Below are 23,436 nucleotides of genomic sequence, written 5' to 3'. Positions count from 1 at the left end.
GCTCGGAAATGGTTATGCCGGGTGATAACGTGACCATCACGGTGGATTTGATCACACCGATTGCAATGGATAAAGAACTTCGTTTTGCGATTCGTGAAGGCGGTCATACCGTAGGCGCGGGCGTTGTCTCAGAGATTTTGGAGTAGTAAGTCATGTCGGCCAATAAGATTCGCATTCGTTTAAAAGCGTACGATCATAAACTGTTGGATCAGTCCGCAGAAGAGATTGTAGGAACCGCTCGCCGTACCGGAGCAAAAATCGTAGGACCGATTCCGTTGCCTACAAAGATTACGGGTTATACGGTATTAAGAAGTCCGTTCATTGACAAAAAGTCTCGGGAACAGTTTGAGGTTCGTACGCATAAGCGTGTACTTGAAATTTTGGGCCCGACTCAAGCTACTTTGGATGCGCTGATGAAGTTGGATTTGTCCGCCGGCGTTGATGTTGAGCTGCGAAGCTAGGAAGTAAGGAACATGCCTCAAGTCGATATAGTCAATTTAAACAATGAAAAAGTGGGAACGATGGAGCTTAGCCCGGATGTTTTCGCTGCACCCATTCGTAAGCATTTGCTTTCTGAAGTCGTTCACTGGCAACGTGCTTGCCGAAGAGCGGGTACCCAGTCTGCTTTAACCAAAGCAGAAGTAAACGGGACGACCAAGAAGCCTTCTCCACAGAAGGGCCGTGGTATGGCGCGTCAGGGTTCGCTCAAAAGTCCTCATCAAATTGGTGGGGGAGTTGCGTTTGCTCCAAAGCCGCGTGATTATTCGTACCAGATGCCTAAAGCCAAACGTCGTGCGGCTCTTGCCGTAGCCCTGAGTGCACGTTTGAAAGAGAACAATTTAAAAATTTTGAGCGAGTTTCCGATACCGGAAGCAAAAACCAAAAAGGCAGCTCAGATTCTAAAAGGTCTTTCTGCAGAACGTTCTTTGGTGGTGGATTTGGAAAATGATCTCTTGAAACGCAGCATGCGGAATCTAGATCGTTCAAAATACCTTGAAGAAGCAGGCGTCAATGTTTATGACATTTTGCGCTACCCTGTTCTGATGATGACTCAGAAAGCGGTTTTGGCTTTGCAGGAGAGAATGCAATGATTACAGAGTACGATATTTTAAGAAAACCTGTTTTGACCGAAAAGTCGAATTTTCTCAAAGAAAATTCCAGACAGGTGACTTTGGAAGTTTTAAGCGCGGCGAATAAAAAGCAGATCAAATCTGCTGCTCAGCGCTTGTTTGGCGTGAAAGTCCAATCGGTTAACACCGCGATCTATCGTGGTAAGACAAAGCGTGTCGGTCGCACCATGGGAAAGCAGTCGAATTGGAAGAAAGCGGTATTGACGCTTTCCTCTGATTCTGATTTAGACGTATTTGGAGTTTGGCAGGGACCCATGATCTCAGAAGATCAGGTTGCTGCGTAGGTTCATGTTTTAGCCGATAAAACAAGTTTTAGGGATAAAATTTGTTGCTAGGGCTAGAAGGGTAAAAAAAAGTGGGTATAAAATACTATAAACCTACGAGTCCGGCTCGTCGGTTAACAACAGGTTCTGATTTCTCAGAAATCACAAAGAAAGAGCCCGAAAAGCGTCTGACCAAAGGACGTAAAGCGATTTCTGCGCGAGGCGCTACGGGACGCATTACGGTGCGTTTTCGCGGGGGCGCTCACAAACGAAAACTTCGAGATGTTGAGTTTAGTCGCTCTAAATTAGAAGTTCCAGCGGTGGTGAAGGCGATCGAATACGATCCCAACCGAAGCGCGCGATTGGCGCTCTTGCAGTATGCAGATGGCGTCAAGAGCTACATTCTAGCTCCAGTCGGGCTTTCCGTTGGTGATCAAGTCCTGGCAAGTGCGACAGCGGACATCAAGCCAGGAAACTGCTTGCCTCTTAAAAATATTCCGATTGGAACCAGCATCCACAATATCGAATTGCGACCTGGAAAAGGCGCTCAAATGGTTCGAAGTGCGGGCGGTGTTGCTCAGCTTATGGCTCGAGAGGGTGCCTATGCAAACATTCGGCTTCCTTCCGGTGAAAATCGGTTGGTGTTGATTGATTGTACCGCAACCATTGGACAAGTGGGCAACGTAGAGCATGAGTTGATTCGTTTGGGTAAAGCAGGCCGTAAGCGTTGGTTGGGCAGGAAGCCTCATAATCGAGGGGTTACTATGAACCCGGTTGACCATCCACACGGAGGTGGTGAGGGTCGGACATCAGGTGGACGACACCCTGTTTCTCCATGGGGTCAGCCAACCAAGGGTCATCGTACTCGTAACAATAAACGTACCAACAACATGATTGTGAAGCGTAGGAAGTAAGAATGACACGCTCGTTAAAAAAAGGTCCCTTTGTGGACTCTCATTTGTGGAAAAAAGTAGCCGGTGATGCGGTAGTCAATCCAAGACAGGTGATTAAGACTTGGTCGAGGCGTTCGACGATTACGCCTGATTTCATTGGTCGAACCATTGCGGTGCATAACGGTAAAAAATTTATTCCCGTATTTATTACGGACAATATGGTGGGTCATAAGTTAGGGGAATTTGCGCCTACAAGATATTTTGTGACGCATCCAACCGACAAAAAGGTGAAAAAAGGTTAACTTATGGCAACAAGAGAACGTAAAAAAGCACAAGCACGCCGAGAGGCTCGAAGTCTGGAAGTAGCCACAGCTTCTTTGAGGAAGCTGAGAACGAGTGCACGTAAGGCGCGCGTGGTGGCAGATTTGGTTCGTGGGCAGAATTTAGGCGATGCTTATGTTCATTTGGCGTTTCAAAAGCGCGCAGCCAGCGAGCCTTTGAGAGCATTGTTAATGTCCGCTGCGGCAAACGCTGTGAATCGTGGATTTGAAGCAGACAGTTTGGTGGTGGAAGAGATACAAGTGCACAAAGGGGAGATTGGTCGTCGTTTTATGCCTCGTGCTCAAGGACGGGCAACGCCGATTCGCAAACAGTCAACGCACATTGATGTTCGTCTTTCAACAAGGGATGGCAAGTAAGTATGGGCCAGAAAGTTAATCCAATAGGTTTTCGTCTTGGGATCAATAAGACCTGGGATTCGAAATGGTTTAGTGAAGCCGGTTATGCTGGGTGGCTCAAAGAAGACATGAACATGCGTGAGCTGATTAAAAAACAGCATAAGTCCGCAGGTATTAGTCGGGTAGATATTGAGCGTGCAGCCAGTAAGTGTAAAATCAGTGTTTACGCTGCAAGGCCTGGTTTGATTATCGGTAAGAAAGGAGCTGGTATTGAGCAGCTCAAGGCCGATCTTCAAAAAAAATCGAAAAGCGAAGTCTTTTTGAACATTCATGAGGTGCGTAAACCGGAAGTCGATGCCCAATTGATCGCTGAAAATGTGGCTCAGCAATTGGAACGTCGTGTAGCTTTTCGAAGAGCCATGAAAAAAGTTATGCAAACCGCTCAGAAGTTTGGGGTTAAGGGAATTCGAGTAGCGGTTTCGGGTCGCTTGGGCGGCGCTGAAATGTCTCGTAGAGAATGGTACCGTGAAGGACGAGTTCCTTTGCATACTTTGCGTGCAGACATTCAGTACGGATTTTCTGAAGCGCATACGACCTATGGACAAATTGGCTGTAAGGTTTGGCTGTTTAAAGGCGAAGTACTCACTTCGTCTCGTAATTAAGGGTGTTTAAGAGTCATGTTATCACCAGCAAGATCAAAATTTAGAAAGCAGCATAAAGGACGCGTCCGTGGCGATTCGAAGGGTGGCTCCACTCTTTCGTTCGGTACCGTCGGATTATTGTGTACCGGACGTGGTTGGTTGACCGCGCGACAAATTGAAGCAGCTCGTATTGCCTTGACGCGTCATGTCAAACGTGGCGGTAAAATTTGGATCCGCGTTTTTCCAGATAAGCCCGTTACCAAAAAGCCCGCAGAAGTTCGAATGGGTAAAGGAAAAGGCGCTGTCGAGGGATACGTGGCGGTTGTCAAACCAGGGCGTATTTTGTACGAAATAGAAGGTGTTGCGGATGATGTTGCCACGAGGGCCATGCAGTTAGCTGCTTCCAAGTTACCCTTCCCAACAAAAATTATCATGGCATCGATGGAGCTTTAAAATGACGAAAGAGCAAATAAATCACGAAGAATTAAAGCTTCGAAAGCAACTTTTAGAGATGCGTTTTGATTTGAAGAATGGCCGATTGACCAATACAGCCTCTTTAAAAAAAACCCGCCGGGATATCGCACGAATTTTAACTTTGAAGAGGCAAAATAATGGATAGGCAAAAGCGTGTCATGCAAGGCGTAGTGACAAGCACCAAGATGAGTAAGACCATCACGGTGGAAGTAACTCGTACGGTTCGCCACCCCAAATATCACAAATTCTTGAAGCGCAATGATCAGTATCACGCACACGATGAACAAGAACGTTGTCAGCAAGGGGATGTGGTAACGATTGTGGAATCGAGACCGTTTTCAAAATCCAAGCGCTGGCGTTTGAAAGAAGTCGTCCAGGCGGTGGAGGCGTAAGATGATTCAGACACAATCCGTATTGGAAGTAGCCGATAACAGTGGTGCTAAAAAAGTAATGTGTATCAAGGTTTTGGGAGGTTCCCATCGCCGCTACGCATCTGTTGGTGATATTTTTGTTGGCAGCGTCAAAGAAGCAAGTCCAACTTCCAAAGTGAAGAAAGGTTCGGTTGTTCGAGCAGTCGTTGTTCGAGTTGCAAAAGAACTTGCCAGATCGGATGGAACGTATATTCGCTTTGATAGCTGTGCGGCTGTTTTGATAAACAAAGATGATGAGCCAATTGGGACTCGTATCTTTGGTCCAGTTGCACGTGAGCTGCGTGGTAAGAATTTTATGAAAATTGTTTCTTTGGCACCGGAGGTGCTGTAATGAAAATTAAAAAGGGCGATACTGTTCAAGTGATCACCGGCTCAAAAGATCGAAAAGGTCAAATTGGTAAGGTTTTGGAAGTGGATCGCGAACGTGAGCGCGTCAAAATTGAGAATGTAGCGCCCGTCAAGCGCCATATCAAGCCGCAAAAAAGCAAAAAGTACCCAGAGGGTGGAATTATCAATGATTTCGGTACGATTCACGTTTCGAACGTCAAGTTGGTAAAGGAATAGAAAGATGGCTCGCTTAAAGAAATATTATGATAAAGAGCTCGTCTCGCTTCTGATGAAAGAGCTTGAATTGAAAAACCCCATGCAAACGCCTAAGCTTCAAAAGATCGTGCTAAACATGGGTCTTGGAGAGGCTGTTGCGAATCCAAAAGCAATTGAAGCTGGGAAAGAAGCTTTGGAAACTATCTCAGGCCAAAAGGCTGTGATTACCAAAGCGAAGAAGTCGATTGCAACTTATAAACTGCGTCAAGGATTGCCCATTGGTGTTTCCGTCACTTTACGCCGTGAACGCATGTGGGAGTTTCTGGATCGTTTTGTCAATATTGCTTTGCCTCGAGTACGTGACTTTCGAGGAATTGGCAGTAAATTTGATGGGCAGGGCAATTGCTCAATAGGGGTCAAGGAACATATTATTTTTCCGGAAATTAACTACGATAAAGTAGATAAGATCCGAGGTTTTAATGTGAGTCTGGTAACTTCAGCAGGTGACGATAAGGCAGGTAAAGCCCTATTGAAACATTTGGGTGTTCCCTTTAGGAAGTAAAAAAAGATATGATGACCGATCCGATTAGTGATTTATTAGCTCGAATTCGAAACGCATTGATGGTGCGCAAGACAGACGTCCGTTTGAGGCCGTCGCGTATGGGTGAGAGCATTTTAGGCATTTTAAAAGCGCGTGGTTTCATTACCGATTTTGCTCAAGAAGATCAAAATTTGGTCGTGAAGCTGAAGTACGACGAAGACGGTGCTCCCGTGATCGAAGGCCTGCAAAGAGTTAGCAAGCCAGGTCTTCGAGTGTATACCGGTAAATCGGAAATTCCATCCGTTCGAGGCGGCCTAGGGATCTCCATTGTTTCGACTTCCAGAGGGGTAATGACCGGCTCGGATGCTCGCAAACAAGGAGTAGGCGGCGAAGTAATTTGTACAGTTTGGTAGGTGTTATATGTCTCGAATTGGAAAACAACCGATTGAAATTCCTGAAAAAGTCAAAGTGCTTATTCAGGGACATCGTATCAAAGTAGAAGGACCTAAAGGGCAGTTGGAACGTGAGTTGCATTCTGCCGTGACGGTGACCCAGGAAAACGCTCAACTTTTGGTGACTCGTCAAGACGATACCAATGAATCAAAATCGATTCATGGCTTGTCTCGTACTTTGGTCAGCAACATGGTTCATGGGGTAACCCACGGCTTTGTTCGAGAGCTCGCGATTACAGGCGTGGGTTATCGTGCAGAAGCCAAAGACCGTGAGATTCACTTAGCTCTTGGATTTTCACACCCCGTGGTGTTTAAACTCCCCGATGAAGTGACAGCCCATACGGATGCGGCTAAGACTTCCATCAAGCTAGAGAGTATTAACAAAGAAATTTTGGGTGAAACTGCCGCAAAAATTCGATCTTTTAGGCCACCAGAGCCATATCGCGGAAAGGGTATTCGTTACTCCGATGAAGTGATTAAGCGTAAGGAAGGCAAGTCAGCAGGTAAGTAGTATGAAAGCAACGATTCAATCTTTACGTAAACGAAATTTAAAGCAGGCTTTGCATGAACGGCGTAAAATACGCGTTCGCAAAAAGATGGACGGAACAGCTGTTTGTCCGCGTTTAACCGTCTTTAAGAGCGCGAAACATCTTTACATTCAAGCAATTGACGATGAGTCGGGCACAACTTTGGCTGCCGCCAGTACGGTTGACAAGGTTTTGAAGGCCGATTTGACCGGTCTTAAGAAGATGGATGCGGCATCCAAAGTCGGTGGACTTTTAGGGCACCGTTTGAAAGAGAAGGGTGTTCTCGAAGCAGTTTTTGATCGCAATGGCTATCGCTATCGTGGGCGTGTGGCTGCCGCAGCTTCCGGAGCTCGTGAAGCGGGTTTGAATTTTTAAGGGTGTTTGGAATGGTAGAAAAAATGGCTCAGCATCATAATGAAGAATCCGGTGAGCTTTCGGAAAAAGTGGTTCACGTTGGACGCGTTGCGAAAGTGGTAAAAGGAGGTCGTCGTTTCTCATTTAGCGCCCTCGTGGTGGTAGGAGATGGGAAAGGTCGAGTCGGTATCGGATTCGGAAAAGCGGGCGAAGTGCCAGAAGCCATCCGAAAAGGTACTGAACAAGCCCGTAAATCGGTTCGCCGAGTCTCTTTGAAGGGGGCTAGCATTCCTCATCCGGTGATAGGGGTTTTTGGTGCAGGACGCGTTTTGATGCGACCCGCTTCCGAAGGTACCGGCTGTATTGCGGGGAGTACGGTTCGAGCGGTCTTAGAAGCGGCGGGAGTTCACGATATTTTGACGAAGTCGCTAGGGAGTAAGAATCCCCATAACGTTGTCAAAGCAACTTTAGAGGGTTTGCTCGCACTTCGCACGCGTGAAGAAACTGAGCGACGCAGAGGGATTGTATGAGTACGCATATTTGGGTGAAACAATTGAAGGGACAGGCTGGGAAGCCCGAATCCCAAAAGCTTATTTTGCAAGGTCTTGGGTTGAAACGCGTTGGAGATGAAAGAACACTTCGTGACACGCCAGCGATTCGAGGCATGATTCAGAGAGTTCAGCATTTGGTCGATATTCAAGTTCGACAAGGTCAAATTGCATTGACGGGTGCTCGTTCAAGGAGAGCAGAATAATGCCATCGAAAGATTTTTTAGGACTGCATAATCTAGTAGCTCCTATTGGGGCGACCAAGAATCGCAAACGTTTGGGCCGCGGAGAAAGCAGCGGTCATGGTAAAACATCCGGTCGTGGGCACAAAGGTCAGAAAGCTCGTAAGAGCGGTAATGTCCGAATCGGGTTTGAAGGGGGACAAAATCCTTTAGCTCGACGTACCCCTAAGCGTGGATTTACGAACTACGGTTTCCGTAAGGACTATCATCCAGTCAATTTGGCTCGTTTGAATCGGCATTTTGAAGCTGGAGCGGTTGTTGATCAAGCTGCTTTAGTGGTCGCTGGTTTGGCACCTAACATGCGTTGCCAAATTAAGCTTTTAGGCCAAGGTACTATTGAACACGCCTTGACACTGAAGGTTCACGCCGCTTCCGAATCGGCGATTGCGAAGGTGCGAGAAAAAGGCGGTAGCGTCGAAGTTGTGGCTTAAAAACCCCGCTTGTTTGATGGATTAAAGGGCCGAAAGGCCCTTTTTTACATCCAGAATAGACGTAAATCGTCTTTTCTGAGTTCCAGCGCTGCCAACCACTAAAGCGATGGGCTTGCTGAGATCGCACTTCCAGGGTTTGAGCTTGGCTTGATCGCTGGTTCCAATAATCGCATCCTTTTGTATTTTGATTTTTTCAAAAAAACTCACTTGATTGATTATAGCGCGTCTAAACGACATAACTTATTTTGACGGGAATTGCTGCTCAAGGAAGGGAACTTCTTTCTGAAAATTTGTTATCATGCGGGATATCTAATCTTGTGGCCCACATTTAATTACGCAACTATTGAGAGACATGCTATCTGGTTAGAGCTTTCCTAAGGAGAAAAAAATGAAAAAATATCTCTATTCATTGGTCATTGGATTAGTTTGTGCTCCAGCTATCGTCGAAGCCTTTGAGGTACCCAACGAAGTTCTTGATCTAGCGGCTCTACCTCATTGCGCTCCGACTCGTTTTTCCGATGAAGATATCGCAGAAAAATCTATAGCCCCTCGAGATAGATCCGGAGATAGGTTAGGAGCGCTTGAGCATCTGCAAAGGTATTATTTGAGTCAATTGATAGATCTGAAGGAGAGTGAGGAACCGCCATATGCATCAATCGCTCATTCTTCATGGCAGGAAGCAGAGCTCAAAGCTTTTTCTACTAAAATGATGCAGATTGCGACTGAAAATGACGTTTGTGATGCAATTACTATTTTGTATGTTGCACGTTTTCAGAAATATTTTTGCCCGGGTTCTCCTGCACATCAAAGCCTTCATCCAGAAGCGAAAAAAAATGTAGACGCTCTATTGCGTTGGCCTGGCAATGCTTTGAAGCTTGCAAAACGCGTTTCTAAGTGCAGCTTTCTTTAATAGGTAACCGAGCAGGAGGAGATTCTTGCTAGAGTGGTTCCGGTTTGAAATGGTTTAAACACTTTTAAGCAGACGCTCCTTGACGTTGTCGGAGTGCTTCGTAGAGCATAACCGTCGCTGCATCGGCAGCATTCAAGCTCATATCCTTGCTTGCCATAGGGATTTGGATAATCTCATCACAATGTTCCAGCACTTGTTTTCGAATGCCTTTTTCTTCATTGCCAACCACTAAAGCGATGGGCTTGGTGAGATCGCACTTCCAGGGTTTGAGCTTGGCTTGATCGCTGGTTCCAATAATCCAAAGCCCAGCGTCTCGCATTTTATCGAGTGCGCGATTGAGGTTGGTGACGCGCGCCACCGGAATCCGTGACAGCGTTCCGACCGAGGCTTTCTCAGCTGAACTGGTGACTTGTACGGCTCGATCTTTGGGAATGACCAATAATTCAGCACCCATGGCAAAAGCAGAACGAGCAGCACGACCCAAGTTGCGAGGATCTTCGATGCTGTCGAGTACCACGCAGAGTTTTGGGCGCCCACGCAACGCATCTTCCAGCTCTACGTAGGGAAATTCACGCACTTGCAGCGCAAGCCCTTGATGTACGGCTTCGTGGCCCAATTGCTCTTGAAACTGGGCCTTGTTCCAAGTCCGAATAGGAAGACCTAGACGGTTTGCAACAGCCATAATTTCGACATGCGCGCTTTTTTCAAGACACAGGAGCTGAATAGCTCGCTTGGGCTGATGTAGGAGCACCCCTAAAACGGCATGTGCTCCAAAGATAGTATCTTTCACTAAGAATGCATCCTTTTGTATTTTGATTTTTTCAAAAAAACTCACTTGCTAAGGCGTTTTAAACCCCATTCACCCAGCTTTCTCCGAATCGTATGCTCGGAAAGACCTGTAAGTTCTGATAATTCTTTGTTGCTCATTTTTTTGTAGTTTTTCTTGATAAATCCATTCGTATCGCTCGGTTTTTCGGTTGCTGGTTTTTTCGGAGCACTCTTTTGAATCGCTACGATTTTTTTAGCCGGTTTTTTCGGAGTCTCTTTGACGGGCTTCTTTTTAGCCGATACAGGCTTCGCGATTTTTTTAGCTGGCGTCACTGGAATTGACGGAGCTTTAGTCGAGGCTACCGCTTTGTCTTTTTTGTGAGGGGGCTTTTCGCTGCTCTTTATCAAAGCCTTTGCGGGGACTGATTTAACCGCAGGCGCTTTCGCTGCTTTGGTTTCGGTTTTCTTTTTGCTCAGACTCGGCATCGGTTTAAGCGACTGGGTGACTTCAAGGATGCTTCCCTTTAAAATGGCTTCCCCTCCCGAAACATAGACGAGTGTTGCTTGAGCCGATGAACTCTCTCGAATGCGGGCAAAACGTTGATTTTGCGTGTCAAATACGAGAGAGCCTACCGCGTAATTTTCTGCGCTGTTGAGGGGATTTTTCTCGTACTTTCGAACGGTAGCGGTTGCTCGTTCAAGCATCCCTCTGCGCCAGGCAAGAGCCCCTTCGGAGGCTTCGTCAAACTCTTCGTTATCTCCACCTACGTTGGAGTCGTCATCAAAATCTGCGACGCTATCGTGCAGATGCTCTAGTTCTTCGAGCTGCTTGCTGCTTAAAATCATGCCTTTCCTTATAGCTTAAAAATGAGTCCTATGCTAGGGGGCCGCAAGATGGCGAATCAATGATTTAAAAATGGCCCGAACGCAGTCGGGCCATACAAGCTAGTTTTCTTCAAACTCGGCTTCAACGACCTTCGCACCGTCATCGGGCTTCGGTTCTTCTACAGTCGAGGATCCACCGTTTTTGTAGAGTTCTTCGGCTACTTGATGGCTCGCGGTGGTCAATGCAGTCAACGCCGCTTTAAGTTCGCTGGCATCTTGGGAATCCAACTTGGTCTTAGCATCTACCAGAGCGGCTTCTACGGGACCCGTGATTTCAGCAGACAGTTTGTCTTTGTTATCTGTGATCATCTTTTCCACGCTGTAAATCATGCTATCCAACTTATTTCGCTCTTCGATCACTTCGCGGCGTTGTTTGTCATCTTCAGCATGGCTTTCAGCGTCTTGAACCATGCGATTGATTTCGGCGTCAGACAGACCCGAGCTTGCCGTGATGGTGATGCGCTGCTCTTTGTTTGTCGCTCGATCTTTGGCCGATACATGCACAATCCCGTTTGCATCAATGTCAAAAGTGACTTCGATCTGAGGCATTCCGCGAGGGGCGGGTGGGATGCCTTCTAAATGAAAGCGACCCAAGGTTCGGTTATCTCGGGCCATATCCCGCTCACCTTGCAAGCAGTGGACTTCCACGGAAGTTTGATTATCAGCCGCCGTTGAAAAGACTTCGGACTTCTTCGTCGGAATGGTGGTGTTTCTGGGGATCAAGACAGTGGTTACCCCGCCGAGAGTTTCGATTCCTAAGCTGAGTGGGGTTACGTCTAACAGCAACATGTCTTTGACATCACCGGCCAAAACACTGGCTTGAACGGCTGCTCCTAAAGCCACCACTTCGTCTGGATTGACCGAACGATTGGGCTCTTTCCCAAAGAAGTTCTTCACCAACTCTTGGACTCTGGGGATGCGGGTAGAGCCTCCGACCAGAACCACTTCGTTGATATCAGCCACATTGAGCTTAGCATCTGCCAAAGCTTGCTTGAGAGGCACCAGTGTCTTTTGGATTGCAGGCTCAAGCAACTGCTCGAGTTTGGCTCGAGTCATGCGATGGCTCATGTGCTTGGGGCCCGAGGCATCGGCAGTCAAGAATGGCAAGCTGATTTCCGTTTCCTTGACATTAGAAAGCTCAATTTTGGCTTTTTCTGCCGCTTCTTTCAGGCGTTGTATGACCATTTTATCTTTGGAAATGTCAATGCCCGATTCTTTTTTAAACTCCGCCATTAAGTATTCAATCACCATGTTGTCGAAGTCATCGCCACCCAAATGCGTATCACCGTTCGTTGAAATCACTTCCACAACGTTCTGGCTGACTTCCAAAATGGAAATATCGAAAGTTCCGCCGCCTAAGTCGTAGACCGCAATTTTTTCTTCGGTTTTCTTGTCCATGCCGTAAGCCAGTGCGGCTGCGGTCGGTTCGTTGACAATGCGCTTGACTTCAAGACCGGCAATTTTACCAGCGTCTCGTGTGGCTTGGCGTTGGGCATCGTTAAAATAGGCTGGAACGGTGATCACCGCTTCGGTGACTTCTTGGCCCAAGTAAGCTTCTGCCGCTCGTTTCAGTTTTTGAAGAACTTTGGCCGATACTTCCGGAGGGGTGACGGATTTATCTTGGACTTTGAATCCGATGTCTCCGTTGTCGGTTCGGATGCAATGAAAGGGATGTTTTTGGATTTCAGCTTGGCTTTCATCGAATCGATGTCCAATGAAGCGCTTGGCCGAAAAAATCGTGTTTTCCGGATTGGTGATCGCTTGACGCTTGGCCGCTTGTCCCACCAAAATTTCACCGTCTCGGGTATAGGCTACAACCGAAGGGGTGGTGCGCGCGCCTTCTTCGTTGGCAATGACTTTGGGCTCACCGCCCTCCATGATTGCTACCACTGAATTGGTGGTTCCTAAGTCAATACCAATAATTTTTCCCATAAAAATAGAACTCCTTGTCGCTTGAACAAGGTAAGCAGCCATGGCTTTGAGTCAAGACCTCAGCTTCGAAATTGCTTGAGAATAGTTTGAAGACTCAAATACGGCTGAGCCCGCCACTAAAATATCGGCTCCAGCTTGGACGACCCTTGATGCGGTCTGAGCATTGATGCCTCCATCCACTTCAACCCAACAATTGCTTTTTTGTTTAATGCGGTGAATTTTTTCGACGGATTCGGGCAAAAAAGACTGTCCACCAAAACCCGGATTGACCGTCATGACGAGAACGCAATCGAGGTAAGGCCAAACGTAATCCAAAACGCTTTCGGACGTGGCTGGATTTAAAGCGACGCCCGCTTTTTTGCCAAGACTTTTAATGTGAGCCAGAGTTCGTTGTAAGTGGGTGCAAGCTTCTACGTGAACGGTAATCTGATCCGCGCCAGCCTCCGCGTAGTGTTCCAGCCAGTTTTCAGGGTGTTCAATCATCAAATGAACGTCTAAGAATCGTCGGGTCAATTTTCGAACCGAGCTGACCATCTTGGGCCCAAAACTGAGATTGGGGACAAAATGGCCGTCCATGACATCCAAATGAATCCAATCCGCACCGGCCTGTTCAACGGCTCTCACTTCCTGTTCCAAGCGTGCCCAATCAGCGGATAGAATAGAGGGTGCAATCAATACCATACAGCTTCCAAAATAGCACCGTTTTCAGAGCCCGTCAGCTAAGCATGTGTCGAAGTTCTTCCCGAGCCCGGTTGTTTGCGATGAGCGCGGGTTTCCTTTCCAAAGAGCAAAGTTGATGAAACCGTTCGAGTTCTTCACGTTGGGATTGTCCCGAAAGACCTTTGGCTTCGGCAAAAATTTGGGCGGCTCGCCTTGCACAGTGGGCTCCCCCACAAGCTCCTTGACCCAAATGGCAACGGCCTCGGAGATCGCTTAAGTGTTGCACCAATTCATGCGTGATGCTGTACTCTAGTTGTTCTTTGCTGATGTTTTCGCATAAGCAGACTTCTTCGGTGGAAGGTCGAGGATGAAAGCCAGGCAAGGGGCGTGTATGGGTTTCACAAGGTGTTTTGATGTCTAAACGCTGGGCTAAAAGATTCGTGACCTCTTCCGATAATTCTCGATAAGAAGCAAGCTTGCCGCCTGCAATCGACAAAACGCCGTTATCGTGATCAATGATCAGGTGTTCTCGACTCAGCTCGTCTTCATTTCTGCCCCACTCGTACAAAGTTGGGCGGACTCCTGCGTACGCGTGATCAGGCGTGTATTGGTCGATGCTGGGGAATATGGAACGAGCGGATTCGATGAGGTAACGGATTTCATCTTCTAAAATCGGTAGCGAATCGAGGTTTCCGTAGTAATCATCGTCGGTGGTACCGATCCAGGTAGCATGGTCGTGCGGCAGAAAAAACATTTGGCGCCCATCAATGGCTCTCATGATGAGTCCATAATTGGAAATGCGATGGGGATAGACAATGTGAACGCCTTTGCTGGGCCTGAGGCGATAAGGCGTTTGTGTCTGTGTGGAGAGCTCAGCTCCCCAAGCGCCTGTTGCATTGATGACCCATTGGGCTTCATGGTGTTCGGTGCGCTGAGTAACGTGATCGAATAGTTCAATGCCAGCGATTCGATGGGTGCGGGTTCGAAGAAATCGTGTGAATTCACAATAATTGCGGACGGTTGCGCCGGCTAACTGAGCATCCACAGCATTCTCAACCACGAGGCGGTACGAGTCGATGGCCCATTCATCCAGCGTTACGGCTCCTAATATTTGATCGCTTAAGCCGGGTTCCAAGAACAAGGCTTCTTCCTTGCTTAGTCGCGTGTGTTTTTTTCCGTTTTTGAGAGGCTGAAAGCGGTCGTAGGCTTCAAAAAAAATTTCAGCCCCTTCGAGCAAAAAAGATCCTCCCAAGTCATTTTTAAGGACAGGAAACAAAAATGGGACGCGATGCAACAGATGACCGGCGATTCTTTGGATGTAGCCCGAATCTCGGCAGCTTGATCGGGTAGTGCCAACGTCGTAGCGCATGTAACGGATTCCGCCATGGATCATGCCGGTATTGTTTCCAGAAGCGCCTTTGGCAAAATCATGCTTTTCGACGAGGAGGGTTTTAATGCCTCGCAATGCGCAATCTCGAGCAATGCCGACCCCGTTAATACCTCCGCCGATTACAATGACATCGTGAACGCTCGCACTCATACAGGCTTCTTTCTATTTTGTTGGCTTAAAAAAAGCAACTTTTGTGACGGGCAACCGAAATCAAGAAACGTGAGGTTTGCGATGAAAGCGTTGTGGTTTATCAGTTTGCTTTTTTCTTATTCGATGCGAGCCCTTGAGGTCGTAGAGGTTTACTACAATCCAGCACACGATCAATTAGAAATCGATGTTGCATACGAGGGGGGATGTGTGGAGCATCGATTTGAATTGCGCTTAGAAAACTGCGCCAAGTCTTATACGGAGAACCTCGGTTCCGTCAATGTCTGCGATGGTCGATTGGTTGATGCCAGTGCTGTTTTGGACACGTGCCATCGGATGGTACACCGGAAACTGAAGGTCTTGTTGGAGACTTTAAGCAAAGAAGCCCGCCCGGTCTTAGTTGGGTTTGAAAATCAAATGGTGCTGATCCCAAAGCAGAGTTAGGGCAGATGCCTGTTTAGTCGACTCTTCCTTCAAGAATCTCTTCGAGTTCCGGTGGTACCTGTTCGCTGAATAGATTAGATGGGACTGTTGGGAGTTAGGAACACAAGCCAAAAGGAGTCCCTTGGATGCAAATGATCCAGTAGCTCTGCAAAGGTCTTTTCTAATCCGGCAGATTCAAGCCAGCCTCATGAGGAGATTGGTTTACAAACGTCCCAACATTTTCTACAGGGTTTAGGTATTCAAGTGAGCCCTTCCAGTCTCAATTGTATTGAACCAGGACACTTGCCAAAGTTAAACGCGTGTGTAGAATACAATTGTCCAAATCAGTTTTGGTTTGAGCGGAGATTGCTGTGAAGAATTCGATTTTAATTGCGCTATTTGTTTCAGCGAGTTTCTCTGTTCTTGGGCTTGAAGCGCATTCTAAGTCTTATGTCGCAACCGAGACCTTTGAAGAGTTGACCGATGATAATAAGTTCTTTGTGGATAAGACGCTATTGATCAAAGATCTATTAACTCAACAAGAAAAAGTGATCTTGATTACGCGTCCTAGGCGTTGGGGTAAGTCCACCAATATGGACATGCTAAAATACTTTTTTAAAGAAGAAATGAATGCGGAAGGTCGAAGATTAGAGCCGCAGCCTCATAAACGTCTTTTTGAAAATCTGAAGATTTCCAGAGAGCCGGGTTTCATTGAGCAATATCAGGGCCGATATCCCACCCTCTTGCTCAATTTTCAGGATGTTCAGGGAACAACCTACTCCCAGATGCAAGCCGATTTAGAATCGGCAATCGTGCGTTTATTCGCAGAGTATCGGTATCTGGATCAAATTTCAGACTGGTGGGAATCTTCCCGAAGAAAGCAAGCTGATTTTTTAGAGAAAATTCGAGAAAAAGTGATTGAGAGTCCAACCATTGGGCTGAGACAATCGCTCAAGACTCTGATGAGTTGGCTCCATCAGCACCATGGGAAGAGGATTTACCTTCTGATTGACGAATACGATACGCCGATCAATGTGGCCTCTACAAAGGGTTATGCTCAAGAAGCGATCGAACTGCTTAGGAGTATTCTCACTCCAACGTTGAAAGGCAATCCTCACCTAGAGAGAGCCATCTTGACCGGTGTTCTTCGGGTCGGTGGAGTGAATCTTTTTTCCGGCATGAACAACTTTTTCGAAGATAGCCTCTTCTCGAATCGCTATTCCCCTTACTACGGTTTTACAGAAGAAGAGGTCGATGAGCTTTTGGTGAAGGCACAGAGGGATAACAAGGCAGAAGTGAAAGAATGGTACAATGGTTACAATATTGGTGGCATTACGATTTACAATCCTTGGTCGATTATTCTCTATCTTAAGAATGGCAAGTTGGAAACTTACTGGGTTGCTTCAGGAAGTACTCAGTTGATTGATCGCGCTTTAGTGAGCGAGGATATCCAGGAGGATCTGGCCAAGCTTCGAAGCCGGGAAGTTATTCGTAAGAGCTTTGATAAGAATATTGATTTTTTTAAATTTGAACAAAATCCGAAAGCTTTATGGCCTTTGCTTTTATACGCCGGTTATCTGACGGTCGTGGATTGCCAGCTGGAGGAGGAGACGAGCGGTATCGTTTGTGATTTAAAGATTCCGAATCGAGAAATTGCACGTGCTTATGGGAACTTTTTAGAAGCTTTACTCACGAAGAAGGGGCTGCCTGAATTAAAACACTTAGATGGCGTGGCCCAAATTTTTGAAGCGATTGCCCGGAAAGATAGCGCTCAATTAAAGCCGCTTTTGGGAAAATATCCACTCGAGCCCTTTTCGAACCAGTGGAATTTTAATTTGCTGCAAATGGCGATCTTGACGGGTGATAGGGGACTGTTTCAAACTGTTCATCAGCACTACAAGGACTCCAGTTCGCTGAGAGCTACGTCGATGGAAGGTCTTTCAGTGGCTGATTTTGCGTCGATGGCAGGGGTCGATTACAGCACGGAATTGAGAGCAATCCGAAGGAATTTTGGGAATTGGAGTGGGTTAGAGCGTCTGTGTTGGTTCGACAAAACCTTGTTTGGTGGAAGCTTAGGCGCTTTGGTGGAGGGCTTTTTAGAGCCTTCGTGCCAGAACTATCGTCGCTATCAAAACACAGATATTTCTGAAAGCGGAATTCTGGATCATTGGATTCAGTTTGCGAAGTTTACGGATCACCATCCGGGCAGCTACATGCGAGTTGGTTCGATGTGTGAGTCGAACGACCGCAAGGTTTTGGATTTTAAACAAGCGCCATTTCCGAGCTATATCTCTCCTAGAGGCTTTGATTTTGTGTTGTGTATCAAGGCCGAATGACTCCATTTTGTCGTGAACACTCTATAAGTAAGAAGAGTCTGAACGAGCGAGAGTGTGGATAGCCGCGGAGATCGTGCGCGGCCTCGATCAAAGAGAGGTCAAAGGCTTTAGGAGCAGAACCAGGAGATATAATTCAGGTTGACCCCATGTCTGTTCCTATGTCAGCCGGCTCAATCATTAAACACTTCAACATGGTTTGTGCCATTAGCCGCTGGAATGTTGCAGAAGCTTTTACGGAAGCCCGTGCGGGAAGTACCAAGAACTTTATCGCGAAGTTGATCAAGGAGAGTCTTTTGTCTTGAACCCGAATTTGCTCGAATCCGTTCAACAACGCCAAAGTGGCCGCGCATTGTACGGGAATCGGATCAATGTTAGAGGCCCCAGCAGACATGTCTTCTCAAAAAGTACTCATATTGGATTTTGGATCCCAGACCACTCAACTGATTGCTCGTCGTTGTCGAGAGTTGCGGGTTTATTCAGAAATTGTCCCTTGTACGGTTTCTTTGGAGCAGATTTTGGACAAAAACCCGCAAGCGCTGATTTTATCGGGCGGTCCTGCCAGTGTCTACGAAGAAAATGCGCCTGTTGTCCCCAGGGGTCTCTTAGAGTTGGGTTTGCCAGTTCTGGGTATCTGTTACGGGTTGCAAGCGACCGCAACCGCTTTAGGAGGAGTTGTCAAAAGCTGTGGTAAGCGGGAATTTGGCTCGACTTCGCTCAGCATCCTTCGCCCACATGCTCTTTTGGAAGGCATTGAAGCGGTTTCAGAAGTTTGGATGAGCCATGGGGACCAAGTTTCTGATCTGCCACAAGGCTTTGAAGTCTTGGGTCAAACGCCTACTTGTCCCTATGCGGTCGTGGCTGCGAAGGAACGAGCGATTTTTGGAGTTCAATTCCATCCGGAAGTGACGCATTCCCAGCCAGGTAAACAGATCATAGCGAACTTTCTGTTTCGGATAGCAGGCTTGAAAGGGGACTACACGCTTCAGGATTTCTTAAACGAGGAAGTTGAGCGCATTCGAAACCAAGTGGGCGATGACCAGGTGATCATGGCGTTGTCGGGAGGCGTCGATTCCTCTGTCGCAGCCAAGTTGCTTCAGAATGCGATTGGAGATCAGCTCATCTCCATCTACGTAAACCATGGATTGCATCGAATCGGAGAAATCTCCGAAATCGAAGCTCTCAAGCCTCATATGGTCGATGCGCGCGACCGATTTTTTACCGCTCTCAAAGGAGTCACAGATCCAGAACAGAAGCGCAAGATCATTGGCCGAACGTTTATTGAGGTGTTTGATGAAGAAGCCAAGAAATACCCCAGAGCGCTTTTCTTGGGGCAGGGAACGCTCTATCCTGACGTCATTGAGTCTCAATCGACTTACGGAGGGCCGAGTGCTGTCATCAAGAGTCATCACAATGTAGGTGGGCTGCCCGAGAAGATGAATTTGAAACTTTTGGAGCCGTTGCGAAGTCTTTTTAAAGATGAGGTGCGAGAGTTGGGCAAGCTTTTGGGGCTTTCGGAATATTGGGTCAATCGTCAGCCTTTTCCAGGTCCAGGCTTGGCAGTCCGTATTTTAGGCGAAGTAACGCCCGAGCGTTGTGAATTGCTCGCTCAGGCCGATTGGATTGTTCGAGAAGAAATCCGCGGAGGCTATTGGCAATTTTTTGCCGTTTTACTGCCGGTTCGAAGCGTAGGCGTGATGGGCGATGCCCGGAGCTACGGCGAAACGATTTGCGTGCGATGCATTGAAAGCGAAGATGGAATGACCGCAGACTGGGCGTACTTGCCTCGTGAAGTGCTGGCACGAATCTCAAACCGCATCATGAATGAGGTCGCTGGGATTACGCGCGTCGTCTACGATATTAGTTCCAAACCTCCGGCGACCATAGAATGGGAATGACGAAAGAGGAGTTGAGACCAACAGGGTTTTCCCCAAACACCTACATTATGAAGAATTGTTCTTGAAAATATAATCAAGGAATTTGCCAATATGCATGATTTGGAAACGGTTTTGGAGAACGCGATTGCCGAGGGCTTTACCCAAAAAGCAGCGGCGCTTGTGTCTTGCCCCAAAGGACGAATCGAGCTCTATGGCGGTGAGGCCGATCGGGACACCTTATTCGATTTGGCGAGTCTAACCAAGATTTTGTGCACGACTGTTTTGGCTGCTCAGGCTGTTATTACCGATCGGTTGTTATTGGACGAAGAACCCTGGAGCGCTTGGCCAGGCGTTCGTGTTCGTGATGTGTTGGCGCATCAAGCAGGGTTACCGCCGTTTGTCGAGATTGCTCAGAGGGAAGATGTCTATCAAATTCCGCTAAAATACCCTCCTCGAACGCAAACCGTTTACTCCGATATCGGTTTTATCGCGCTTGGAGATTTGCTTGAGCAGCGCTTGGGCCGAAAGCTGGACCAGCTCCTTTGCTTTCCGCAGTTGCATTTTGGAGGGCCTGAACCTGTTTTCGATCCGCGGTGCCGAGCGCTGGGCGGTGTTGCAGGGCATGCGGGTCTGTTTGGAACTCTCTTAGGCGTCGAGCAGCGAGCGCAATTTCTATTAGGCTGTTTGCACAGGCCTCATTCTTTGCTCGAGTTGGAGATTCAAAGCTTCGCAAACGAGCCTGGTTTGCGTGCACTGGGTTTTGATAAACCCAGCGAAACGGGATCCACGATTGGAGTCTTGTCTGTTCGTTCGGTGGGCCATTTGGGTTTTACCGGAACGAGTGTGTGGTTGGATCCCGAATCTCAAGCCATTTATATTCTCTTGCTCAGTCGTTTGGACGCGGGTGAACGCGCTTCGGATCTCCTATCGATCCGCCAAGCTTTTCACCAACAAGCGGCTCGTTGGGTTTCAAGTTCGTAGGGCAATTTTTCCACGCGCTTCCAGCGTGGATTGGGGGAATAGCTCGTGAGGTATCCATTTTTACGGAGCGTTTCAAGAAAACGCTTGCGCATATTTTTTTCGAGCAGCTTGATTCGTGCACGAGTTGTTCCCATGCGATCGGCAGTGCTTTCTTGAGTCAGGCCTTGGACAAAGCGGATCGAGAAAAACGCCTTCTCCTCAGCGTCCAGTCGATTAATGAAGGCTTGCATAATGTTTTTCAGTTGTTCGTTCTCAACGTGTTTTTCAGGGCTGATCCCAATGTCGCTATCGAGTGCCCCGGTAAAGAGACTCTCTCCATTTTCCGCTTCATCCATCCATTCGGTGGAAATCATTCGATTTCGTTGAAGGCTTTCACGAAGAACGAGGTTTTTGGCAATCGAGAATAGATAGGTTTGAAAAGGCCTCACACCATCGTAATGCTCGCGTGTTGTCTTGGCAAAAGCACGGGCAAATGTTTCTTGAACCAGTGATTCTGCGTCTAAGCCGTTATCGGCTCCGCGGAAGCGACACATTTTGCCTTGGCTTGAAAAATTAAATCCGCTTTGAAGAAAGCGATGCAACGAGCAGGCATATTTTTCGTAGAGCGCCAAAAAAGCGGATTCTTCTCCGTTTCGATAAGACAATAGCATTTGCGGATCTCTAAGCATCGCATCTCTCCCGTTTTGATTGGCTACCGAGAGAGTTTCGTGTGGATTTGACAAAGGTTGCGTGAAACGTTAGCCGATAGATCGGTATGAGACGAATTTTTTTTGTTTTTTTTGCTCTGTCTCTCAATTCCTTCGCAGAAGATTGGAAAGAAGAATCTGTATCCAAGCAAAGTTTCTTTGAGTTGAATGGGTATTTTCGAGCCCGGATGAATTATTTAAACCGCTGCGATCTTGGGACCTATATCCCGATGGATCGTTTGCCGGTAGGAACTCGAATGGGCCAGGGAACCTCTCACTGTCCGGTGCCGTCTTCCTATCATAGCGCTGAGAACGCAGGGAAGAATTCGAATGATCGCCCTAGCAGCCTTCTTTCCGGAGACCTGCGCCTCAGGCTAGACCCAACGATTCATGTGAATGAAGATATTCGCATCAAAGGAACATTCGATATTTTCGATAATCTCGTCCTAGGGCATTCCGCAGGGCTTAGCGGGAGTGCAAGCTACCCGGACTCGTTCTTAACGGCGACGCAGTTTGAGCTTCCGAATCATTATCTGAATATCAAACGGGTTTGGGCTGAAATCGACAACCCGGTTGGGCAGTTTCGTTTTGGACGAATGCCCATGCATTTCGGGATGGGTCTGTTGTACAACAGTGGAAATTCCATGACCAACGACTATGGCGATAATGTGGACGGTCTTTTGTTTACGACCCAAGTGTGGGGCCACTATTTGACGCCGGGTTTTTTGGTTTCAACCGTTTCACCCATTCAGCGTGGTGGTGGTACGGGTTCTCTGGGCGATGCCGGAGTCCCCTATCAAAACACCGAGTGGGGGCAACGTTACAGCCTCGATCCCTCTGTGGCAACATACACGTTTTTGATGAGTTTTGCCAAAATAGACAAACAATCGGATCTTGAGGCCTTGATTCAAGATAAACGTTGGGTTCTGAATTATGGAGCCTTGGCTTCTTACCGGATGCAAAAAAATGCATGGCTGAAGGATCAAATTCAAACGCGTGACTCACGTGTTGGCTCTGCCTCGCTTTGGGCCGATTATTACTGGAATACGCTTCACATGGAAGCGGAAGCGGTTGGGATGATCGGAGGCATTAAGAATTCAACCGGTCTTTGGGCAGATCCGAATCAATCAACCCCGCTCACGATTTTGCAAGGAGGCATTGCGTTTCGGTCGCGCTACGGTTTGATGGCCAATAAGCTAGGCCTTGGTTTGGATGCCGGATGGGCCTCTGGAGACAGAGCTTACGGTATGGGCGCTCGACCTGGCTTGAAGCAAACGACGCAAAAAGGCGATGCAGACGGCTCGCAATTTGGTGGAAGCGATACCACCCTGAATAATTTTCGCTTCAACCCCGCTTATCAAGTGGATATGATTCTGTTTCGAGAGGTGATCGGGACGATTACGGATGCATTCTACCTGAGGCCTCACATCGCTTACGATTTGAACAAATCGTTTGGTTTAAGGCTTGACGTGATTTCTTCATTTAGCCATTTTGCGGAATCTACCCCGGGCCAGAGTCGTTTGCTTGGCCTTGAGTTTGACGCATCCGCTACTTATCAATCGGAGTACGGCCTTTTTGCACGGCTGCAATACGGTTTGCTGGTGCCTTTCTCGGGGCTCAACCATAGCACAAGCCAAGTTCCAGGAACTCTCTACACAGACTTTGGGACTGCTCGATTGGCTTCGTCTTTGCAAGTATTGGCTGGAATAGCGTTTTAAAGCTTTTGAGAGCGTTGAACGGGGGCGGGGAGCAGGGAGACAAGCGCTTTGCAGTCTGCTGTGCTCAGTTGGGCAGGGCTTTTGTGAAAGTAAGTACGAGACGCATCTTGAATGCCGTAGATGCGTGGGCCAAATTCAACAACATTGAAGTACCAGGTGAGTTGATCTGGCTTGCTGACCATGCGATCGAGCAGGATGGCTCCGATGAGTTCCCGTGCTTTTCTCAGGTAACTCTTTTCTCGTGATAGAAACAAGTTTTTGACAAGTTGTTGGGTGAGAGTGCTGGCTCCGAGTACCACGTGATCGATCTTTCGGTTGTGCTCTAAAGCTTGCTGAATATTTTGGAGATCAAATCCTGGATGTTTGTAAAAATTTTGATCTTCTTGCAGAATCAGGGCATGCTTGCAGCTTTTGGGAATTCGATCTTCCGGCGTCCAGGTGCTAAACATAGGACCCGTCATTCGCCAATACCGATCTTGGCCATTGGACTCATAAGGTCGGTAAAGAACGAAGCCTAGCTTCAAAAGCCCAACCCATGGAACAAACCACATTAAAAAGACCAGCAGGCAAATCGCTTTG

34 protein-coding genes are annotated in these 23,436 nt (G+C 47.6%); 26 read left to right on the top strand and 8 right to left on the bottom strand.

The annotated features are described in order from the left end of the window. The 20 genes from tuf to rplO all read left to right on the top strand — a co-directional run. A partial coding sequence (gene tuf, locus I8H75_06535; GenBank protein ID MBH2006973.1) for an elongation factor Tu occupies positions 1-146 on the top strand: 146 nt, incomplete at its 5' end. Positions 147-152: 6 nt separating this feature from the next. Continuing rightward, entirely contained in the window at positions 153-461 is a 309-nt protein-coding gene (gene rpsJ, locus I8H75_06530; GenBank protein MBH2006972.1) for a 30S ribosomal protein S10, read from the top strand. A gap of 12 nt (positions 462-473) precedes the next feature. Further along, positions 474-1,091, top strand: coding sequence for a 50S ribosomal protein L4 (gene rplD / locus I8H75_06525; GenBank protein ID MBH2006971.1), 618 nt, complete (start codon positions 474-476; stop codon positions 1,089-1,091). Further along, positions 1,088-1,414: a 50S ribosomal protein L23 gene (gene rplW, locus I8H75_06520; GenBank protein MBH2006970.1), complete on the top strand. Its 327-nt coding sequence runs from the start codon at positions 1,088-1,090 to the stop codon at positions 1,412-1,414. The genes rplD and rplW overlap by 4 nt, the downstream gene beginning before the upstream one ends. Positions 1,415-1,485: 71 nt before the next feature. After that, entirely contained in the window at positions 1,486-2,307 is an 822-nt protein-coding gene (gene rplB / locus I8H75_06515; GenBank protein ID MBH2006969.1) for a 50S ribosomal protein L2, read from the top strand. A gap of 2 nt (positions 2,308-2,309) precedes the next feature. Continuing rightward, positions 2,310-2,588: a 30S ribosomal protein S19 gene (rpsS, locus tag I8H75_06510; protein MBH2006968.1), complete on the top strand. Its 279-nt coding sequence runs from the start codon at positions 2,310-2,312 to the stop codon at positions 2,586-2,588. Between the two features lie 3 nt (positions 2,589-2,591). Next, the gene (gene rplV / locus I8H75_06505) at positions 2,592-2,984 is read left to right on the top strand and encodes a 50S ribosomal protein L22 (protein MBH2006967.1); all 393 of its coding nucleotides are present in this window, start codon (positions 2,592-2,594) and stop codon (positions 2,982-2,984) included. Positions 2,985-2,986: 2 nt separating this feature from the next. Next, positions 2,987-3,625: a 30S ribosomal protein S3 gene (rpsC, locus tag I8H75_06500; GenBank protein MBH2006966.1), complete on the top strand. Its 639-nt coding sequence runs from the start codon at positions 2,987-2,989 to the stop codon at positions 3,623-3,625. Between the two features lie 15 nt (positions 3,626-3,640). After that, positions 3,641-4,057 carry a 50S ribosomal protein L16 gene (gene rplP, locus I8H75_06495; GenBank protein ID MBH2006965.1) on the top strand — a complete coding sequence of 139 codons (417 nt, stop codon included), beginning with the start codon at positions 3,641-3,643 and terminating at the stop codon, positions 4,055-4,057. A 1-nt stretch (position 4,058) separates the two neighbouring features. Next, complete coding sequence (gene rpmC, locus I8H75_06490; protein MBH2006964.1) at positions 4,059-4,223, top strand: 50S ribosomal protein L29; 165 nt, start codon at positions 4,059-4,061, stop codon at positions 4,221-4,223. After that, a complete protein-coding gene (gene rpsQ, locus I8H75_06485; GenBank protein MBH2006963.1) occupies positions 4,216-4,470 on the top strand; it encodes a 30S ribosomal protein S17 in 255 nt (84 codons plus the stop codon). Before rpmC ends, rpsQ begins: the two co-directional genes overlap by 8 nt. A 1-nt stretch (position 4,471) precedes the next feature. Beyond that, positions 4,472-4,840: a 50S ribosomal protein L14 gene (gene rplN / locus I8H75_06480; protein MBH2006962.1), complete on the top strand. Its 369-nt coding sequence runs from the start codon at positions 4,472-4,474 to the stop codon at positions 4,838-4,840. Further along, positions 4,840-5,073 (top strand): 50S ribosomal protein L24, encoded by a 234-nt coding sequence (gene rplX / locus I8H75_06475; protein ID MBH2006961.1) that lies wholly within the window; start codon positions 4,840-4,842, stop codon positions 5,071-5,073. Before rplN ends, rplX begins: the two co-directional genes overlap by 1 nt. A gap of 4 nt (positions 5,074-5,077) precedes the next feature. Then, positions 5,078-5,614 (top strand): 50S ribosomal protein L5, encoded by a 537-nt coding sequence (rplE, locus tag I8H75_06470; protein ID MBH2006960.1) that lies wholly within the window; start codon positions 5,078-5,080, stop codon positions 5,612-5,614. A gap of 8 nt (positions 5,615-5,622) precedes the next feature. Next, the gene (gene rpsH / locus I8H75_06465; GenBank protein ID MBH2006959.1) at positions 5,623-6,006 is read left to right on the top strand and encodes a 30S ribosomal protein S8; all 384 of its coding nucleotides are present in this window, start codon (positions 5,623-5,625) and stop codon (positions 6,004-6,006) included. Between the two features lie 7 nt (positions 6,007-6,013). Continuing rightward, positions 6,014-6,556 carry a 50S ribosomal protein L6 gene (gene rplF / locus I8H75_06460; GenBank protein ID MBH2006958.1) on the top strand — a complete coding sequence of 181 codons (543 nt, stop codon included), beginning with the start codon at positions 6,014-6,016 and terminating at the stop codon, positions 6,554-6,556. A gap of 1 nt (position 6,557) precedes the next feature. Next, a complete protein-coding gene (locus tag I8H75_06455; GenBank protein ID MBH2006957.1) occupies positions 6,558-6,947 on the top strand; it encodes a 50S ribosomal protein L18 in 390 nt (129 codons plus the stop codon). 23 nt (positions 6,948-6,970) lie between these two features. After that, positions 6,971-7,456 (top strand): 30S ribosomal protein S5, encoded by a 486-nt coding sequence (gene rpsE / locus I8H75_06450; protein MBH2006956.1) that lies wholly within the window; start codon positions 6,971-6,973, stop codon positions 7,454-7,456. After that, entirely contained in the window at positions 7,453-7,680 is a 228-nt protein-coding gene (gene rpmD / locus I8H75_06445) for a 50S ribosomal protein L30 (GenBank protein ID MBH2006955.1), read from the top strand. The genes rpsE and rpmD overlap by 4 nt, the downstream gene beginning before the upstream one ends. After that, the gene (gene rplO, locus I8H75_06440; GenBank protein MBH2006954.1) at positions 7,680-8,147 is read left to right on the top strand and encodes a 50S ribosomal protein L15; all 468 of its coding nucleotides are present in this window, start codon (positions 7,680-7,682) and stop codon (positions 8,145-8,147) included. The genes rpmD and rplO overlap by 1 nt, the downstream gene beginning before the upstream one ends. 21 nt (positions 8,148-8,168) lie before the next feature. Here rplO and I8H75_06435 read toward each other — a convergent pair whose 3' ends face one another. After that, entirely contained in the window at positions 8,169-8,384 is a 216-nt protein-coding gene (locus tag I8H75_06435; protein MBH2006953.1) for a hypothetical protein, read from the bottom strand. Between the two features lie 151 nt (positions 8,385-8,535). On the opposite strand from I8H75_06435, the gene I8H75_06430 reads away from it, so the two are divergent. Then, on the top strand, positions 8,536-9,057 hold the full coding sequence (locus I8H75_06430) for a hypothetical protein (GenBank protein MBH2006952.1): 522 nt from the start codon (positions 8,536-8,538) through the stop codon (positions 9,055-9,057). Between the two features lie 64 nt (positions 9,058-9,121). On the opposite strand, the gene rlmB is transcribed toward I8H75_06430, so the two are convergent. The 5 genes from rlmB to I8H75_06405 all read right to left on the bottom strand — a co-directional run bounded on the left by rlmB (position 9,122) and on the right by I8H75_06405 (position 14,842). Beyond that, entirely contained in the window at positions 9,122-9,847 is a 726-nt protein-coding gene (rlmB, locus tag I8H75_06425) for a 23S rRNA (guanosine(2251)-2'-O)-methyltransferase RlmB (GenBank protein MBH2006951.1), read from the bottom strand. 41 nt (positions 9,848-9,888) lie between these two features. Further along, positions 9,889-10,671 (bottom strand): hypothetical protein, encoded by a 783-nt coding sequence (locus I8H75_06420; protein ID MBH2006950.1) that lies wholly within the window; start codon positions 10,669-10,671, stop codon positions 9,889-9,891. Positions 10,672-10,770: 99 nt separating this feature from the next. Then, a complete protein-coding gene (gene dnaK / locus I8H75_06415; GenBank protein ID MBH2006949.1) occupies positions 10,771-12,642 on the bottom strand; it encodes a molecular chaperone DnaK in 1,872 nt (623 codons plus the stop codon). 51 nt (positions 12,643-12,693) lie between these two features. Continuing rightward, on the bottom strand, positions 12,694-13,323 hold the full coding sequence (locus tag I8H75_06410) for a ribulose-phosphate 3-epimerase (GenBank protein MBH2006948.1): 630 nt from the start codon (positions 13,321-13,323) through the stop codon (positions 12,694-12,696). A gap of 34 nt (positions 13,324-13,357) precedes the next feature. Then, positions 13,358-14,842: a glycerol-3-phosphate dehydrogenase/oxidase gene (locus tag I8H75_06405; GenBank protein ID MBH2006947.1), complete on the bottom strand. Its 1,485-nt coding sequence runs from the start codon at positions 14,840-14,842 to the stop codon at positions 13,358-13,360. An 81-nt stretch (positions 14,843-14,923) separates the two neighbouring features. Here I8H75_06405 and I8H75_06400 point away from each other — a divergent pair, with 81 nt between their 5' ends. From I8H75_06400 to I8H75_06385, 4 genes are all read left to right on the top strand, one after another. Then, on the top strand, positions 14,924-15,283 hold the full coding sequence (locus I8H75_06400) for a hypothetical protein (GenBank protein ID MBH2006946.1): 360 nt from the start codon (positions 14,924-14,926) through the stop codon (positions 15,281-15,283). 350 nt (positions 15,284-15,633) lie between these two features. Beyond that, positions 15,634-17,598 (top strand): AAA family ATPase, encoded by a 1,965-nt coding sequence (locus I8H75_06395; protein MBH2006945.1) that lies wholly within the window; start codon positions 15,634-15,636, stop codon positions 17,596-17,598. Between the two features lie 389 nt (positions 17,599-17,987). After that, a complete protein-coding gene (gene guaA, locus I8H75_06390) occupies positions 17,988-19,493 on the top strand; it encodes a glutamine-hydrolyzing GMP synthase (GenBank protein MBH2006944.1) in 1,506 nt (501 codons plus the stop codon). Positions 19,494-19,583: 90 nt separating this feature from the next. Beyond that, on the top strand, positions 19,584-20,453 hold the full coding sequence (locus I8H75_06385; GenBank protein MBH2006943.1) for a beta-lactamase family protein: 870 nt from the start codon (positions 19,584-19,586) through the stop codon (positions 20,451-20,453). Here I8H75_06385 and I8H75_06380 read toward each other — a convergent pair. Next, entirely contained in the window at positions 20,417-21,121 is a 705-nt protein-coding gene (locus tag I8H75_06380; protein ID MBH2006942.1) for a sigma-70 family RNA polymerase sigma factor, read from the bottom strand. The two genes, I8H75_06385 and I8H75_06380, sit on opposite strands and share 37 nt — an antisense overlap. A gap of 86 nt (positions 21,122-21,207) precedes the next feature. Between I8H75_06380 and I8H75_06375 the strand changes: the two genes are divergently transcribed. Further along, the gene (locus tag I8H75_06375) at positions 21,208-22,857 is read left to right on the top strand and encodes a TIGR04551 family protein (protein MBH2006941.1); all 1,650 of its coding nucleotides are present in this window, start codon (positions 21,208-21,210) and stop codon (positions 22,855-22,857) included. Here the strand turns inward: I8H75_06375 and I8H75_06370 are convergent. Continuing rightward, on the bottom strand, positions 22,854-23,408 hold the full coding sequence (locus I8H75_06370; protein ID MBH2006940.1) for a transglycosylase domain-containing protein: 555 nt from the start codon (positions 23,406-23,408) through the stop codon (positions 22,854-22,856). The genes I8H75_06375 and I8H75_06370 overlap by 4 nt on opposite strands. Positions 23,409-23,436 lie beyond the last annotated feature (28 nt).

This window comes from Myxococcaceae bacterium, from assembly GCA_016000045.1.
Lineage (GTDB): Bacteria > Myxococcota > UBA727 > UBA727 > JABDBI01 > AER2-1.
The sequence above is the reverse complement of the archived record's forward strand: the minus strand, read 5'-3'. Positions and strand labels throughout refer to the sequence as shown.